Annotated in this window: 12 protein-coding genes; 6 read left to right on the forward strand and 6 right to left on the reverse strand. The window is 42.7% G+C overall.

The window, feature by feature from the left end; all coding sequences use genetic code 11:
* Positions 1-3: 3 nt before the first annotated feature.
* Genes PQ469_RS30890 through kbl form a run of 5 tightly spaced genes read right to left on the reverse strand, consistent with a single transcriptional unit; the run spans position 4 to position 3,371 of the window.
* Entirely contained in the window at positions 4-417 is a 414-nt protein-coding gene (locus tag PQ469_RS30890) for a Rieske (2Fe-2S) protein (RefSeq protein WP_274211082.1), read from the reverse strand.
* Positions 414-1,448, reverse strand: a complete 1,035-nt coding sequence (gene pheS, locus PQ469_RS30895; RefSeq protein WP_274211083.1) for a phenylalanine--tRNA ligase subunit alpha — start codon at positions 1,446-1,448, stop codon at positions 414-416. Before pheS ends, PQ469_RS30890 begins: the two co-directional genes overlap by 4 nt.
* A complete protein-coding gene (locus tag PQ469_RS30900; protein WP_274211084.1) occupies positions 1,448-1,864 on the reverse strand; it encodes a type II toxin-antitoxin system VapC family toxin in 417 nt (138 codons plus the stop codon). The genes pheS and PQ469_RS30900 overlap by 1 nt, the downstream gene beginning before the upstream one ends.
* Complete coding sequence (locus tag PQ469_RS30905; protein ID WP_274211085.1) at positions 1,854-2,138, reverse strand: DUF6364 family protein; 285 nt, start codon at positions 2,136-2,138, stop codon at positions 1,854-1,856. The genes PQ469_RS30900 and PQ469_RS30905 overlap by 11 nt, the downstream gene beginning before the upstream one ends.
* Before the next feature lie 42 nt (positions 2,139-2,180).
* Positions 2,181-3,371, reverse strand: a complete 1,191-nt coding sequence (kbl, locus tag PQ469_RS30910; RefSeq protein WP_274211086.1) for a glycine C-acetyltransferase — start codon at positions 3,369-3,371, stop codon at positions 2,181-2,183.
* A 132-nt stretch (positions 3,372-3,503) separates the two neighbouring features.
* Here kbl and PQ469_RS30915 point away from each other — a divergent pair, with 132 nt between their 5' ends.
* Entirely contained in the window at positions 3,504-5,984 is a 2,481-nt protein-coding gene (locus PQ469_RS30915; protein ID WP_274211087.1) for a DUF5686 family protein, read from the forward strand.
* Between the two features lie 201 nt (positions 5,985-6,185).
* A complete protein-coding gene (gene trhO, locus PQ469_RS30920) occupies positions 6,186-7,145 on the forward strand; it encodes an oxygen-dependent tRNA uridine(34) hydroxylase TrhO (RefSeq protein WP_274211088.1) in 960 nt (319 codons plus the stop codon).
* A gap of 57 nt (positions 7,146-7,202) precedes the next feature.
* Here trhO and PQ469_RS30925 read toward each other — a convergent pair whose 3' ends face one another.
* On the reverse strand, positions 7,203-8,105 hold the full coding sequence (locus tag PQ469_RS30925; protein WP_274211089.1) for an RpnC/YadD family protein: 903 nt from the start codon (positions 8,103-8,105) through the stop codon (positions 7,203-7,205).
* 185 nt (positions 8,106-8,290) lie between these two features.
* Here PQ469_RS30925 and PQ469_RS30930 point away from each other — a divergent pair, with 185 nt between their 5' ends.
* From PQ469_RS30930 to PQ469_RS30945, 4 genes are all read left to right on the forward strand, one after another.
* Positions 8,291-11,185, forward strand: coding sequence for a ligand-binding sensor domain-containing protein (locus tag PQ469_RS30930; RefSeq protein WP_274211090.1), 2,895 nt, complete (start codon positions 8,291-8,293; stop codon positions 11,183-11,185).
* 259 nt (positions 11,186-11,444) lie between these two features.
* The gene (locus tag PQ469_RS30935; RefSeq protein WP_274211091.1) at positions 11,445-14,471 is read left to right on the forward strand and encodes a SusC/RagA family TonB-linked outer membrane protein; all 3,027 of its coding nucleotides are present in this window, start codon (positions 11,445-11,447) and stop codon (positions 14,469-14,471) included.
* An 11-nt stretch (positions 14,472-14,482) separates the two neighbouring features.
* Positions 14,483-15,967: a RagB/SusD family nutrient uptake outer membrane protein gene (locus PQ469_RS30940; RefSeq protein WP_274211092.1), complete on the forward strand. Its 1,485-nt coding sequence runs from the start codon at positions 14,483-14,485 to the stop codon at positions 15,965-15,967.
* A gap of 18 nt (positions 15,968-15,985) precedes the next feature.
* Complete coding sequence (locus PQ469_RS30945; RefSeq protein WP_274211093.1) at positions 15,986-16,861, forward strand: LamG-like jellyroll fold domain-containing protein; 876 nt, start codon at positions 15,986-15,988, stop codon at positions 16,859-16,861.
* Positions 16,862-16,902 lie beyond the last annotated feature (41 nt).

Genomic DNA, 16,902 nt, shown 5'->3' on the forward strand with positions numbered 1-16,902 from the left:
GTATCAATTGGATACAAATATCTGAAAATTATAGACACTCACACTATATGCTCTTAATGATTTGGTGGCAGGCGCTTTTACCGGCGTACCATCGGCCAAAGAAAACTTGGAACCACTACAGGGATCGGTTACCGAAAAGCCCGAAGCATCCAAAGTAACCGCGCATTTTTTTTCGGGCTGATAGCTGCTGCAACGGTCATAAGCTACATATTGGCCAGTCCCGGTACGGTATATGATAAGCCCGGCAACACCATAACCATTTATAAAAACCACACCGCCGCCACTGGTAAGCGGCGCCAGGCGCGGATCATTTATGGGTGCCGAAAAGTTTACCGGTACACTGGGTATATTGTCTGTTGCTTTGCCACATGAAAAACAGCACAAACCAATAAGCATTATCGCCAGCAGTTTCCTCATAGCATCTCGGTAGTGAACTGTTTCAGAAAGCGCACATCATTTTCAGAAAATAAACGCAGATCGCGGATAACATATTTGAGGTTGGCAATTCGTTCCATGCCCATACCAAACGCAAAACCGGTAAATTTCTTACTATCAATACCGCAATTTTCCAAAACATTAGGGTCAACCATACCGCAGCCCAAAATCTCTACCCAACCACTGTATTTACACATATTACAGCCAGATCCTTTGCATATGGTACAGGATATATCCATTTCGGCAGATGGCTCGGTGAACGGGAAGTATGATGGCCGGAACCTTACCTGGGTACCCTCGCCGTAAAGCTCCTGTACAAAGTGATAAAGTGTTTGCTTTAAATCGGCAAATGATACGTTTTCATCAACATATAACCCCTCTACCTGGTGAAAAAAGCAATGCGCACGGGCAGATATTGCTTCGTTACGGTAAACGCGACCCGGCATTATAGCGCGGAACGGCGGCTTGCCGTGCTCCATCATCCTAACCTGTACCGATGATGTATGGGTACGCAAAGCGATATCATCTTTGCCACTGTTCTTTTTAATAAAAAAGGTGTCCTGCATATCGCGGGCCGGGTGTTCTTCGGGAAAGTTTAACGCTGAAAAGTTATGCCAGTCATCTTCAATCTCGGGTCCCTCGGCAACAACAAAGCCAAGGCGTTTAAAAATATCAATGATCTCGTTACGTACTAACGACAACGGATGACGTGAGCCGACGGTAAAGCCATCGCCAGGCAACGTTAAATCGATATCTGAATCTTTAGCTTGTGGCCCTGCTTCAATACTCTCTTTTAACTCCGCGTATTTTGATTCGGCCAGTTGCTTAAACTGGTTAAGTACTTTACCAAAAGTGCGTTTCTCTTCGGGGCCAACGGTTTTAAATTCTTCAAAAAGATCTTTGATAATTCCCTTGGTACCTAAAAATTTTATGCGGAACGCCTCCAGTTCATCGGCCTTGGCAGAAGCAAAGGCTTTAATTTCGGCGGCGTATTGGTCTATTTTATTTTGCATTATAGTGTTCTTAAAAATTGGTCGGCTGTTAAAACCGGGATCAAGGAGTTCTTATAGTCTTTTATATTACGGGTGATAATTAAATCACAGTTACTCTTCTTAGCAATAAAACATTGAATCGCGTCTTCAAAATCGACAATGTTACTTGCTAAAGCAAAATCTATAGCATCTTTTTCAAATGGCAATATATCGATTGATCCGGCTAATTTCTTTATGCTTTCTTTAGTTGTAGATATGCCTATCTGCTTTCTTAATATATAATTTATGTTTGCAATTACCAACGACGATGTTTTCAATTCGAGTTTTCTTTTTTCACTCTCAATTAACAAAATTTGAGTGTAAAAGAAAAACGACTCCCTTTTTAAAAACATATCCAATAAAACATCACTATCTAAGAATAGGCGTTTATAGATCATATTTTTCTTTAAAATATTCGTACTTCATATCCTTGTAATCCATGTCCTCGGGATATTTTCCTTTTAAAATACCCGTTAAACTTTGAATCCACTCGGGGATTTCTGTGTTTTTGTATTTTTCTATTAAAGGGTCTTCTTTTTTTTCTTGTTCCTCTATTTTATCAAAATATTCCTGCACCAACTTAGAAACACTTGTATGCTTGCGTTTCGCATATTCTTTTATGCGGGGCACAGAATCTGATTTAACACTCAAGGTTAGCTTTGTACTTTCCATAACAAGCCATTTATACGTACAAATATAAAAAATCTGCACGTATTATTTAATCACTCCCAACTCCTTGCCCACCTTGGTAAATGCAGCAATAGCCTTATCCAAATGATGCATATCATGCGCAGCAGAAATCTGCACCCGGATACGAGCCTTGCCTTGCGGAACCACCGGGTAATAAAAGCCTATCACATAAATCCCCTCTTCCAGCATTTTGGCGGCAAACTCCTGTGCCAACTTGGCTTCGTAAAGCATAACCGGTACAATGGGGTGTACGCCCGGTTTAATGTCAAAACCGGCTTCGGTCATTTTTTGACGGAAGTATTGCGTGTTGTTTTCCAGCTTGTCGCGTAGCTGGGTAGTTTCGCTCAACATATCCAAAACCGCTATTGAAGCGCCGGTAATAGCAGGCGCCAATGTGTTTGAAAACAGGTATGGGCGCGAGCGCTGGCGCAACATATCAATAATCTCTTTACGTCCCGATGTAAAACCGCCGGATGCACCACCCAAAGCTTTACCCAAAGTACCCGTAATAATATCTATTTTACCCATTACCTGGTGGTGTTCGTGCGTACCGCGACCGGTTTTTCCCATAAAACCGCTGCAATGGCTTTCGTCAATCATTACCAAAGCATTGTATTGTTCGGCCAGGGCACAAATTTTATCAAGCTGTGCAATGGTCCCATCCATGCTGAATGCACCATCGGTTACAATAATACGATGACGGCAGCTTTCGGTGGACTTCAGCTTTTCTTCCAGGTCGGCCATGTCGTCATGCTTATAACGCTGACGCTGGGCCTTGCAAAGGCGGACACCATCGATGATAGATGCATGGTTCAACTCGTCGGATATAATAGCATCCTGCTCATTAAACAATGGCTCAAAAACACCGCCGTTGGCGTCAAACGCCGCGGCATATAAGATGGTATCTTCGGTGCCTAAAAATTCGGCTATCTTTTTTTCAAGTTCTTTATGAATATCCTGGGTACCGCAAATAAACCGTACAGATGATAAACCGTAACCATGTGTATCCATTGTATCCTTAGCCGCCTGGATAACTTTAGCGTTACCGGATAAACCAAGATAATTGTTGGCACAAAAGTTTATTACTTCCTGCCCGCCCTGTACGGTAATATCCGCACCCTGCGGCGATGTAATAATCCGTTCTTTTTTATATAAGCCTGCATTTTCAATAGCTTCCAATTCCTGCTGTAAAACCGGTTGTAATGTATTGTACATAGTAGTTGATGGTTAAAGGCTGCAAAATTAAGCAATAACAGTCATTTGACGGGGCCAACATCGGTTTTAATTATTTATTAAGTGTAAAACAAAACATTTCAACGGTTAACGGTATTTGATTGTTGATAGACTATGAGAATACACTTACTATTGATTTTTACTGTTTTATGTGCCGTTACAGCGTCGGCACAGCAGTATGTTTTGTCGGGCAGGATCACCAACTCCAAAAGCGAAGTAATTCCTTTTACATCGGTGTATATCCGCAACTCTACTTATGGCACCACAGCCAATGAAAACGGATTATATGAGTTTAAGCTTGCTCCCGGCATCTATAATTTAACTTATCGCTTTGTTGGATTTAACGAAAAGACGATTAGCGTAACCATAGCCGATCATGACGAAACCCTAAACGTACAATTAGACGATGAGGTTTTCGGTACCGAACGGGTAGCTGCCATATACCGCAAAAATCACGATGTTGCCGATACCATCATGAAACAGGTTATCAAAAAACGAAAATATTACCTGGATGAAGCTACTTCATATTCCTGTGCAGTTTATATTAAAGGAGTTCAAAAACTATTGAGCGCCCCAAAATCATTATTATCAAAAGAGGTTATCCGTACGCTCGATCTCGATTCGATGGGCCGCGGTATTCTTTACCAGCAGGAATCGCTATCCAACTATAACTTTCAATCGCCCGATAAAATCAGGGAAGTTACCATTGCCAACAGAATAGCGGGTATAAACACAGCTTTCAGCTACAATAAGGCATCTGATTTACAGGTAAATTTTTACAAAAATGTATTCAGCATTAATGGCTTAAGCGCCCGTGGCTTTGTATCGCCCCTGGCATCCAATGCGTTAACATTTTACAGGTATAAGTTACTTGGTGTATCTAACGAAAATGGCCGGGTGATAAATAAAATTCAGGTTATTCCGCGCCGCGCCCACGGCCAGTATTTTCAGGGTGATATTTATATAGTAGATGGCGAATGGCGGTTGTATAGTGCCGATTTGTACCTGACAAAAGGCGTAAATAACCTTAACCTGGTAGATACCTTAAAAATTACCCAGCAATATGTAGCTATAACCGATAGTATCTGGATGCCGGCGGCGGTACAATATAATTTTAAAGGGCAGGTGTTTGGTTTTAAGTTTGGCGGTTATTATGAGGCGATATACAACAACTATAAAGTTAACCCCACCTTTCCTGATCACTTTTTTACCGGCGAAGTGCTAAATGTGGATACTGTTGCAAATGCTAAAAATGCCGAATACTGGGCATCTGTGCGACCGGTTCCGTTAACACCAAGGGAAGCGCGGGATTATCAGAAAAAAGATAGCATAGCAGCACATAAGCAAACCAAACAATACCTGGATACGTTGCAACATACCAAAAACCATATTAACTACCCCGGTTATTTGATATTTGGATATTATGCAAGCAGCCGCAATAATAAAGACTCGCTGTGGGTATATCCGTTTATACAAACATTTTATTACAACACAGTAGAGGGTTTTGGCATAAACGCCAAGGTTAGGTATACCAAAAAAATTGACGATTTCCATTCCTTTAGTATAACGCCTGCCCTGCGCTATGGCTTTTCAAACAAAGTTTTTAGCGCCAATATTTATTCCGATTATAAAAATGACCCGTTCCATAACGCTAAATTCTTTACCGGCTTTGGCAGCGATGTGCTGGACCTGAATAACGTAGGGACACGATCGCTGTACTTCAATACATTAAGCACCTTACTGAGCGAGAATAACTATGTAAAATATTATCGCACTCATTACGGATTGTTCGGCTACCAGCGAGAGGTGACCAATGGTGTATTACTATCGGGCAGCTTATCATACGCCAGCCGTAGCCAGCTTTACAACACATCGTACTCACATATAAAAGATGTTAAAAACAGGGAGTTTACATCAAATAATCCGCTGGCCCCAGCGGGCGCACCAGCCGATGATCATTCTTTTTTATTTCCTGAAAACCAGGCTTTGACCTTTGCGACTTCGGCCACTTTCACATTTGACCAGGAGTATGTAACCAGGCCAACCGGCAAGTTTAACCTGCCATCAAAATATCCTACTTTAACGTTAAACTACCGCAAGGGTATAAATAATTTATTAGGCTCCGATGTTAATTATGATTTTACATCCGTTGATGTATCGCAGTATAAGATACGGGTGGGACTAACAGGCTTTTCTTCTTTTAAATTAACTGCAGGCGGTTTTTTTAATGATAAAACCCTGTACTACATGGATTACAACCACTTTTTAGGTAACCAGGGAACTACCTTCGATCCTACTTATGTAGGCAGTTTTCACTTTTTACCTTTTTATACTTACAGTACTAACGGCGCTTTCCTTGAAGCCCACTTCCAGCACAATTTTGCCGGTTCAATCTTCGATAAGATCCCACTGCTCAGGAAGGCCAAGCTGGAAGAAATTATCGGCGCCAACTACCTTACCACCAAAGCCAATCGCGATTACACAGAATTTTACGTCGGTGTACAACGGCTTATTTTCAGGGTTGATTATGGCGTATCCTACATGGGCAACAAAAAATACATCCAGGGTTTCAGGATTTTTTATGGGATAAGATAGTTTTTTGAGGTAAAAGGGTAAAGGCGAAAGGTAAAAGGCCTTGGGAAAAGGAATCAATGTTTATCAACCTTTTATTTTTTTGGTGCGGAATTTATATTTGCTAACCGCGACTAAACCTTTCGCCTTTACCCTTTTACCTTTCACCTCAAAAGTCTATCTTTGCACCTCATTTAACACTGTTTACAGCAGTATCAATGGATTATGGCAATATATAATACACTACTGTACTATTGTTATTCAACGATAGCCGATGCGGAGCAATTTGCTGCCGATCATTTAAAATTTTGTAAAAGCTTAGGTTTAACCGGCCGCATTATTGTAGCCGAAGAAGGGCTTAATGGTACTGTATCCGGCACCGCCGAAGCGTGTAAAACCTATATGGATACGGTACATGCCGATGAGCGCTTTGCCGGTATCGACTTTAAGGTTGACGAAGTTACCGAACCCTCATTTGTAAAAATGCACTGCCGCTACAAAGCCGAGATCGTTTACTCGGGCCTGCGCGACCCTAACGTCATCAACCCGCAGCAGCAAACGGGCAAGCACCTGGAGCCAAAAGAATTTATGGCGATGAAAGACCGTGATGATGTGGTTGTTTTGGATGTACGGTCAAACTACGAACATTCGTTAGGCAAATTCAAAAATGCGGTAACACTTGATATCGAAAACTTCAGGGATTTCCCGGCCATGATTAACGAGCTGGCCAAATACAAAGATAAAAAGATCCTGACCTATTGCACTGGCGGCATTAAATGCGAAAAAGCATCGGCACTGTTGCTGCATGAAGGCTTCCCCGAAGTTTACCAGCTACATGGGGGTATCATTAAATATGGTAAAGAAGCCGGCGGCCAGGATTTTGAGGGCAAATGCTATGTATTTGATAACCGCCTTTCAGTTGATGTAAACAGCGTGAACCCGGTAGTAATATCAACCTGCCGCAATTGTGGTACAATCACCCCAAAAATGATCAATTGTGCCAACCCCGAGTGCAACGAACATTTTACCCAGTGCGATGAATGTGGCACCAACCTGGAAGGTTGCTGCAGCGAAGCCTGCCAAAGCCATCCACGCAAAAGGGTTTATGATGGTACTGGCTACTATGTAAAGGTACCGCAACCGGTAAATACCAATAAAAGGAATAACCTGCAACTGGCGGATTAATAACAAAAAAAGCTTACCTCATTGGTAAGCTTTTTTTGTTTATCATTTAAATCTTTCTTATTTCTTCAATCCTCTTCTTATTGCCTTAACAAAATCTACAGGTACTTCAGCAATTGCCGAAATCTGTTCATCAGATAACCCTAATTGCACAATAAGGTTTGTTACAACTTTAGTTTGTTCCTCTTCACGGCCCTTTTCAATACCTTGCTTTTCGGCCCTATCCAATAAAAGTTCTTCTATGCCCATTGTAATGTTTTTTTGGGTTAAAACAGCCATCTCCTCTTCAAATTTAACAAACATTTCCGGATTTTCAAAACGCAAGTAATACCGTAAAAAGCTCATTACCTTACGTATCTTATCTTTAGGCATCTTTTTACCCAACAATGGTTTAGCCAAATCATAGGCTAGGTCAAAAAGCTGTTGGTCGTTAAATAAATTTCGCGATATTGCTAATTTAGCTGATAATAACGCCATGGCAAAAGGATTATTGCTGGCTTCAAGTACATCATTGTCCTGATCAATAATCTTAAATGTATTGTATTTATAAAACACCCTGGTTCCTAAAAACTCCCGCTCATAAAATCGCGGATGGAATTTTATCCCTGTATCAGCAAAAATGGCGAAAGCAGTAATGGGCTTATCGTACTGATCAAGGATCCGGTAATAATACTGAAACATCCGTTTTGCAAAATCATGATCTGTATAACCTTGAACCTCTACATGAATGAGCACCCACTCTTCGGTTCCACCTCTTGTAAATAACCTGACCAACTTATCTACATACCGTGGTGCATAATTGCCTCCTTCGGGTGGAAACAGCTGATCAAGTTCCTTATCCAGGTACTGAAAACCCTTTTCAAAATCAAATAATTCTTCTGCATCAGCATAAAAAAACCGAAGGAAGTCATCAAAAAGGTCTTCCAGGGCGCCCTTCCAAAGTATATCGTCGTTACGTTTCATTTAAATGGATATCCAAAAACTAAAGTAATAACTTTAAAATCATATTTTACTTTTCTTAATCTTCTACCTCTTGCAGTAAAGGTCTCTCCTTAAACCATCCGCTTCAGCTCATTTTTTATATCCAACCTCAAACCTTAATTTCGTAAAATTGGTTTGCTTTGCAGGCGAATGCCATTTCATAACCCATGCGTAAATCGTTACTGATTACTTTCCTGTTGTTTTGTGTTGCTCCCCTACTTGCGCGCGCGGTGGATATCAAAAGCGTAGGTGTGCCTTATGTACAAAATTACACCAAGACGATGTACCAGTCTGGCAATCAAAACTGGAGCATTACGCGTGATGAACATGGCATTATGTATTTTGGCAATGCCCAGGGTTTACTTGCCTTTGATGGTAAATACTGGCAGCAACATCATATGCCCAACGGCTTAATCGTTCGTTCGGTATCGGCCGATGGCAAAGGCAAAATTTATGTTGGGGCTTATGGCGAATTTGGTTACTGGGCCGATGATAACAAGGGAATTTTAAAATACAACTCGCTGGTAAACCTGGTCCCGGCAAAGTATAAACCCATAAATGAAGAAATCTGGAAGATCTATATTGATGGCGGGCGCATTATTTTCCAGTCGTTTGGGTCAATATACATTTATTCCAAAGGAAAAATCAACGTCATAAAAACACCCAGCCCTTACCTGTTTATGTTTAAGGCTGCTAATCGTTTTTTTATCGAACAGGTTTCGGTTGGACTGTTTGAGCTTAAGGATAACAAGCTGGTTTTTGTACCCGGCAGCAATATATTGGGACCAAGCGGCGTGTTATCAATGTTGCCGTTCCAAAAAAACAAATTCATCATTGGCACTGCCCAAAATGGTTTGTTCATTTACGACGGGCAAACCATAAAACCCTGGGCAAACCAGGCCAACGATTTTTTAAAAACATACCAGCTTAATAACGGCGCGCTCATAGCCGGTAAATATGTAGCCTACGGTACCATATTAAATGGTGTAGTGGTTATTGATACCGCAGGCAACCTTATTCAGCATATTAACAAGGCAAGTGGCTTGCAAAACAATACCGTTTTAAGTTTATATACCGACAGCGAACAAAACCTTTGGGCGGGTCTCGACAACGGCATCGATCGCATCGAGGTTAACTCGCCATTATACTTTTACTTTGATAAAACAGGCAAATTTGGCACCGTTTACTCCAGTATCATTTTTGATAATAAAATTTACCTGGGTACAAACCAGGGGCTTTTTTACAGTGATTGGGTTCCCGAAAACAACAACAAGCTTTTCCAGTCGTTTGATTTTAAACTTATCCCCGGCTCGCAAGGCCAGGTTTGGGAACTTACACTGCAGGATGGGCGCCTGCTTTGCGGCCATAACGATGGCACCTACCAGGTAAACGGCAGTACCATAACCAAAATATCCACTATAACCGGCGGCTGGACAACCAAAAAATTTGGCGCTGATAAACTCATCCAGGGAAACTATACAGGCCTGGCAATTTTGAGAAAAGATGTATTGGGCAACTGGATATTTGACCATAAAGTAGAAGGTTTTGGCGAACCATCGCGGTATGTTGAACAGGATAGCAAAGGACAAATTTGGGTAAGCCATGCTTACAAAGGCATTTATAAACTAACCTTAAGCGCCGACCTGAAAAAGGTAACTTCAAAGGTATATTACGATAGCCGGTATGGCCTGCCCGGCAGCTACAATGTAAATGTGTTTGACCTTGATAACCGGGTTGTGTTTACTTCCGATTCGGGCTTTTATGTTTATGATGATATTACCGACCGTTTTTTTAAATACACGCAACTTAATAAAAAGCTGGGCACATTTGCCACCTCAAGCAAAATCATCAAAGCCATAGGCAAAAAATACTGGTTTATAAATCAGGGCCGTGTAGCCCTGGCCGACTTTTCGGTGCCGGGCAAGCTGAGTATTGATACCAACCGTTTCAGCATTCTTAACGGGCAAATGGTGCAGCACTATGAAACTATTAACCGTATTAATGCATCAACTTACCTTATTAGTATTGATGATGGTTTCGTGATTCTTAATGATGAGGATGCTTTACTCCCCAATAAAATCAGCATTCCGCAGGTACTCATACGGCAGGTTGAGAATATTACCGACAAGGTTTATGTAATAAGCGAAGATGGCAGCGGCCTTAACGACATAGAAATACCGTATGCGCAAAACAACATTCGCATTTCCTACTCACTACCGTATTATAAACAGGCTAAAATAAAATTTCAATATTACCTGGAAGGCTATTCGCGCCAATGGAGCGACTGGACACAACAGAGCCAAAAAGAGTTTACCAACCTTGATCAGGGCACCTACCATTTTAAGGTACGCGCTAAAATAAACGATCAAAACGTATCTTCAATCACCTCATTAACCTTCATTATTTTGCCGCCGTGGTATGCCGGCAAACCTGCCATGCTGTTTTATGCTTTGTTGCTGTTATTGTTTTATTATCTGGTGAGGTACTATTACCGCCTGAAATTAAAACGCCACCAGTTGCACATTCACGAAAAGTTGCAGCGCGAAAAGGAAGAGTTTTTAAAACAAGAGGCCGTTGCGAACGAGCAGCATATCATCAGCATAAAAAATGAACAGCTACAGGCAGATCTGGCAAGCAAAAGCCGGGAGTTGGCCAATTCGGCCATGAACCTGGTTTACAAAAACGAATTGCTGCAAAAAATCAGCGAAGAAATACTACACCTTAAAGATGGCTCTGGCAAAAAACTGGCCGACGACCAGCTGCGGCGCATTCAAAAGGTTATCGACGAAGGCATGAATGACGAGCGCGACTGGAACATTTTTGAAAAAAGTTTTAACGAAGCCCACGAAAACTTTTTCAAAAAACTAAAATCAGACCACCCCGACCTGGTGCCAAACGACCTTAAACTTTGCGCCTACCTGCGCATGAATATGAGTAGTAAGGAAATGGCTTCCCTTTTAAACATCTCGCTGCGTGGCGTCGAAATAAGGCGCTACCGCCTGCGTAAAAAGCTCAACCTGGAGCACGATAAAAACCTGGTGGAGTTTCTCATCGAGCTATAATACTACATCATTACCTCTCATAACCATTTATAAAACCGATTTACCACACACCCCGGTTGTAGTATGTACGCTATACGAAACCCCGGTTTAATAGCCTGATTATCAAATAAATAAAATAACACCACACAAACTTTGTGAAAGTATGTTAAGGTTGATGTATTAATGTTGAGTTAATTTTTTTGACTAACTGGCATTATCTATACAGCTTTGTAAACTAATAAACCAATTATTTCTAATCCGTTTTTATTTATTAACCACTATGAAAAGAATTTTTACTATTTCAGGGTTGATGCTATTGTTTCTTTTTTCCATAGACGCCGCGTTTGCACAAAACGTTACAGTTAAAGGAAAAGTTACCGATGCTACCACCGGCGAAAGCCTGATAGGTGTATCGGTGCAGGTAAAGGGAACAACCACAGGCACCCAGACAGATGTTAATGGTACATTTACCATTAACGCTACCGGTACAGCAACTTTAACATTTGCTTATATAGGTTACGCCCCCCAGGCTGTATTGGTAGGCAGCCAAACCACTATCAACGTAGCGTTAAAGGCCCAGGCTAATGAGTTGGCCCAGGTAGTTGTAGTGGGTTATGGTACTCAGCGCAAGCTTGATGTTACCGGGTCGGTAGCAACCGTTAAAGGTGCAGAGATATCTAAACAGGCATCAACCAACGCGCTTAGCGGCTTACAAGGTAAGGTAGCAGGCGTACAGGTTACCAATGGCGGCTCGCCTGGCGCTTCGCCATCTATCACCATTCGTGGTTTGGGTACAGTGTATGGAAATGTTAGCCCGCTATATGTTGTTGATGGCGTTTGGTACAGCGATATCAGCTTTTTAAATCCGCAGGATATAGAAAGCGTAAGTATCCTTAAAGATGCATCAAGTACAGCCATTTACGGTATCCGTGCTGCAAACGGCGTTATTTTAATTGGCACTAAAAGAGGCGTAAAAGGCAAGCCGGTTATTAACTATAATGGTTATGCTGGCTGGCAATCTGTTACCAACCAGGTAAAAATGGCCAATGCTACCGAGTATGCCACCGCAATCAATGAACTTTATACTTCTAATAACCAATCGCCATTAATATTCAGCAACCCTTCAAGCTACGGAAAAGGGACAGATTGGTACGGACTGGTATTGCGCGATGCCTTTGTAACAAGCCACCAGGTTTCATTAAGCGGCGGTACAGATAAATATACCTACAACTATTCATTCGGTTATCTGGATCAGGATGGTATTGCAAAAACTAACAACTACCAGCGCTTTAATGTAAAACTCTCAAACGATTTTAAGCCGACTAAAGCTTTAAAATTTGGTTATACAGCAAACGGCCTGTTAGGCAAATCAAAAGACGTTAACGGCAGCATTTTCCACCAGTTATTTGGCGCAGCGCCAACTTTGCCGGTGCGATACGCTGATGGTAACTACGGAGATCCTAATGATTACCACACTGGCGATGGCAACAATTATAACCCTCAAGCCACCCTTGACTTTACCAATCAAAGGTCAAAAAACCTGCGCTTCACATACAATGGCTACGGTGAGGTTAATTTTCTGAAAAACTTTAAATTCAGAACAAGCTTTGGTGGAGATATTGGTCAGGCCGAATCAAGGGGATATACCCCAATTTACCAGGCTACTCTTGCGCAAAAAAGCCTGGTATCAAACCTCGACGTAAACCATACTGAAACCCGCAACTGGATTTGGGAAAATACGTTAACCTACGATGTTAAAATAAAAGATCATAAAATTACAGCTCTGTTGGGTTACAGCGCGCAAAACAACCGCGATAAACAGCTGGATGCCCACGCGCAGGGCGTACCTTATGCCAGCAGCGGTAACCAACACAACTCGTTCCCCGATACTGCAAAGGTTACTTACTATGCAACTCCGGGGTCACAGGTGCACACAAGGGCCTTATCGCAATTTGCAAGAGCTAATTACTCGTTTAAAGACAAATACCTGTTAAATGCTTCAATCCGTAGGGATGGTGCTTCGCAGTTTTATGGCGACCATACTTTTGGCTACTTCCCATCGGTAGGCGCAGGATGGGTAATTACCAACGAAGGCTTTATGAAAGATCAGAAGTTGTTTAGCAATCTGAAACTTCGCGGAAGCTGGGGTAAAGTTGGTAACTCAGTTGTACCCATTAACCCATCTATCCAGGTTGTATCTTCAGATCCCTACCTTACCGCCATTTTCGGTAATCCGCAAACAGCATATCCGGGGGCAAGCATTAACAGCCTTGTACCACCAACCATTGTTTGGGAAAAAGCCGTTGCTACCGACTTTGGTTTAGAAGGTGGTTTTTTAGATAATAGATTAACATTTGAAGCCGATTATTACAATCGCGAAACCCAGGACGCCATATTTGCTATACCGATTGCAGGTTCATTGGGTACCAATAACAGCAGTTTGATTGGTAACCAGGCCAGTATCCGCAACCGTGGTACGGAGTTTTTAATAAGCTGGAAAGATCAGGCTACAAAAGATTTCTCATATAGCATCAGCGCAAACCTTGGTATCAATAATAACAAAGTGCTAAGTGTACTAAGCGGTGCCAACCCAATTTATGATGGTGGCGCAGGCATTGCCAATGGCGCTTTGGCAACCCGTACCGTGGTAGGCGAGCCTATTGGCGAGTTTTACGGGTACAAAGTGACCGGAATTTTCCAGACACCTGCCGAAGTAGCTGCATCAAAACAAACCAGTGCCCAACCAGGCGACTTTATTTACCAGGATACCAATAAAGACGGTATACTTGACAGCCGCGACCGCGTAGTGTTAGGAAGCCCGCTGCCTAAATACAACTACGGCATTAACACCTCATTTACCTACAAAAGTTTCGACCTGGCTTTAGATTTCCAGGGCGTAGCCGATGTCAGTGTTTACAATGCCAACATTGCTTACCGATTTGGTAACGAAAACTTCACCAAAGACTTTTATGACCATCGCTGGCATGGGGCAGGTACCTCAAATACCTATCCATCGGTAAACGTGGGCTCAACCGCCAATGCCGCGCCAAACTCTTTTTATGTTGAAAGCGGTGCCTATTTTAGGATGCGTAACGCGCAGCTGGGCTATACCCTGCCATCTATATTGTCAAAAAAATGGGGGCTCTCCAAAATACGGTTGTATGCCAATGCGCAAAACGCGCTCAACTTTTTCGGCTATAAAGGCTTTACGCCCGAGGTTGGCGGCAGCGTAGGCAGTATGGGTATCGACGCCAGCGTATATCCTTTATATGCAACTTATAATTTTGGTGTTAACGTTACTTTTTAATCAATATAAAGATGAAGAACAGTAAAAAAACTTTATTGCAAAAAGCCTTTATATTAGGTTTTATTGCACTTGCTATAGCATTCCAAGGCTGTAAAAAAAGCTTTCTGAATGTCGATCCTGCCCAAAATACCGCGGCAACACAATTTTTTAAAACACAGGATGACGCCACAAAGGCGGTAAGTGCCATGTATGCCAACATGCATGAGTATAATAACATCGCGTTCCCGCCAATCGCTATCGAAAGCATGGGATCTGACGATGCGGAAAAAGGCAGCAGCGCTACCGATGCTACCTTCATGAACAGCTACCATAACTTTACCGTTACCGCTGGTGAAGGTCAGCTGCAAGGGTTTTGGAAAGGACAATATGCTACCATTAATCTTGCAAACCAGGTAATAACCAACGTGCCTGGTATTACTATGGACGATGCATTGAAAACCAGGTACCTGGCCGAAGCAAAATTCATCAGGGCGTATTGTTATTTCAGGCTGGTAAGGGCTTATGGCGATGTTCCATTGCGGTTAACCCTACCCAAAAATGCTACCGAGTATAACCTGCCACGTACACCAAAAGCACAGGTTTGGGCAGCAATTGAAACTGATTTAACGGATGCGGCTACGGCTTTACCGCAAACTTATGGTTCGGCAGATATTGGCCGCATTACCAAAGGTGCAGCATTATCTTTACATGCTAAAGTAGCCTTGTACCTTAAAAAATGGACCGATGTGGTGACCTATACCACACAGGTAATGGGTATGGGCTATTCCTTATACCCTGATTATGAGCAAATGTTCAGGACTACACACAAAAACAACCAGGAGTCTATCTTCGAGATCCAGTGTAACCTTATCCCAAATAACCCCGATGCATCAAACTCGCAATATTCGCAGGTGCAGGGTGTACGCGGTTCAACCGGTGGCGGCTGGGGATTTAACGTACCAACTGCCGACCTGGCAGCAGCTTATGAAACAGGCGACCCACGACGCGATGCAACCATCATTTTCAGGGGCGAAACAACGCCCGAAGGTGATGTGATACCTGCCGATGGTGATAACCCACGGTACAACCAAAAATCATATGTGCCTTTTAGCCTTTATGTATCTGGTTTTAACGAGGGTTGCCAGCAAAATAAAATTGTAATACGCTATGCTGATGTATTGCTGATGAATGCCGAAGCTAATAATGAACTTGGGAATTCGGCTGCCGCGTTAGGCCCGCTTGAACAGGTACGTGCCAGGGCAAGGGGTAATAATGCCGCTATACTGCCTAAAGTTACTACTACAGATCAGGGTGCTTTGCGCATCGCGATTTACAACGAACGCAGGGTTGAATTTGCTATGGAGTTTGACCGTTATTTTGATGTTATACGCCAGGGGCGTGGTACGGCCGTATTTGGATCGCGCGGCTGGAAAGCAGGCAAAAACGAGGTGTGGCCAATACCGCAAAACGAGATCGACATAAGTGGTGGAGCTTTAACACAAAATTCAGGTTATTAATTTATCAATTCAGCAACGATGAAAACATTTAAAAATACACTTAAAGCTGCGCTGTTAATGGGTGTAGCTGTAAGCTTAACCATAACAGCCTGCCATAAAGGCTTTGATCCAAAATCATACGCGCCATCTAAACCGCTACCTTCATACGGTGGTTACAGCAGCAGTAAGGACATTGAACCGGCCAGCCTGGTTGCCTATTTTCCGTTCACCAATGGCCTGGCCGATAGTGTTTCCGGAACAACCGGGGTAGCAACAGGAACCAGTTTTGCCACCGGATTAAACGGCAAAGGCCTACAGGGCGCCGATAAATCATACGTGCTTTATGATACCCCTGCCGGCATTAAAGCGCTAACCAGTTTTACTACCAGTATTTGGGTAAAAATGCCTCAAAATACTTCGGCAGTGGGTTTAATGGATATCCAGAACAACCAAACAGGCGGTGCGGGTTTCTGGGGTAGCCTGGCCATATTTTTTGATAACGGTGGTTCCGCATCATCGGGGGTGCTTAAAGTGCATGCGTTTAACAAGGCCGGCATGTCAACCGGGGTAGATGGCTGGGAAGGTGGCTATGCCGTTGCCAACCCATGGAACACATGGATAAACGTTACGGTTACTTTTGATGAAACAGTATCAACCATTTACGTATACTACAACGGAACACAGGTAGGTAAAAACGCGGCGGCTGGTTTTGCGCCTATGGATTGGAGCAAAGCCGGTAAAATGGTATTTGGTACATTACAGTTTCAAACCACTCCTTCCCTTACGGCCAATACCGGCGCGCAGGATTGGGCCGGCTATGTTACAGGAACCATGGATAACATCAGGTTTTACAGTAAAGCCTTGACAGCCACGCAAGTACTGGCTTTGTATAACCTTGAAAAAGCTAAAAGATAATAATTGGGTTTGATTGATTTGGGGGTTGCCTTGCCGTTTAA

The sequence above is a fragment of the Mucilaginibacter sp. KACC 22773 genome (assembly GCF_028736215.1).
Lineage (GTDB): Bacteria > Bacteroidota > Bacteroidia > Sphingobacteriales > Sphingobacteriaceae > Mucilaginibacter.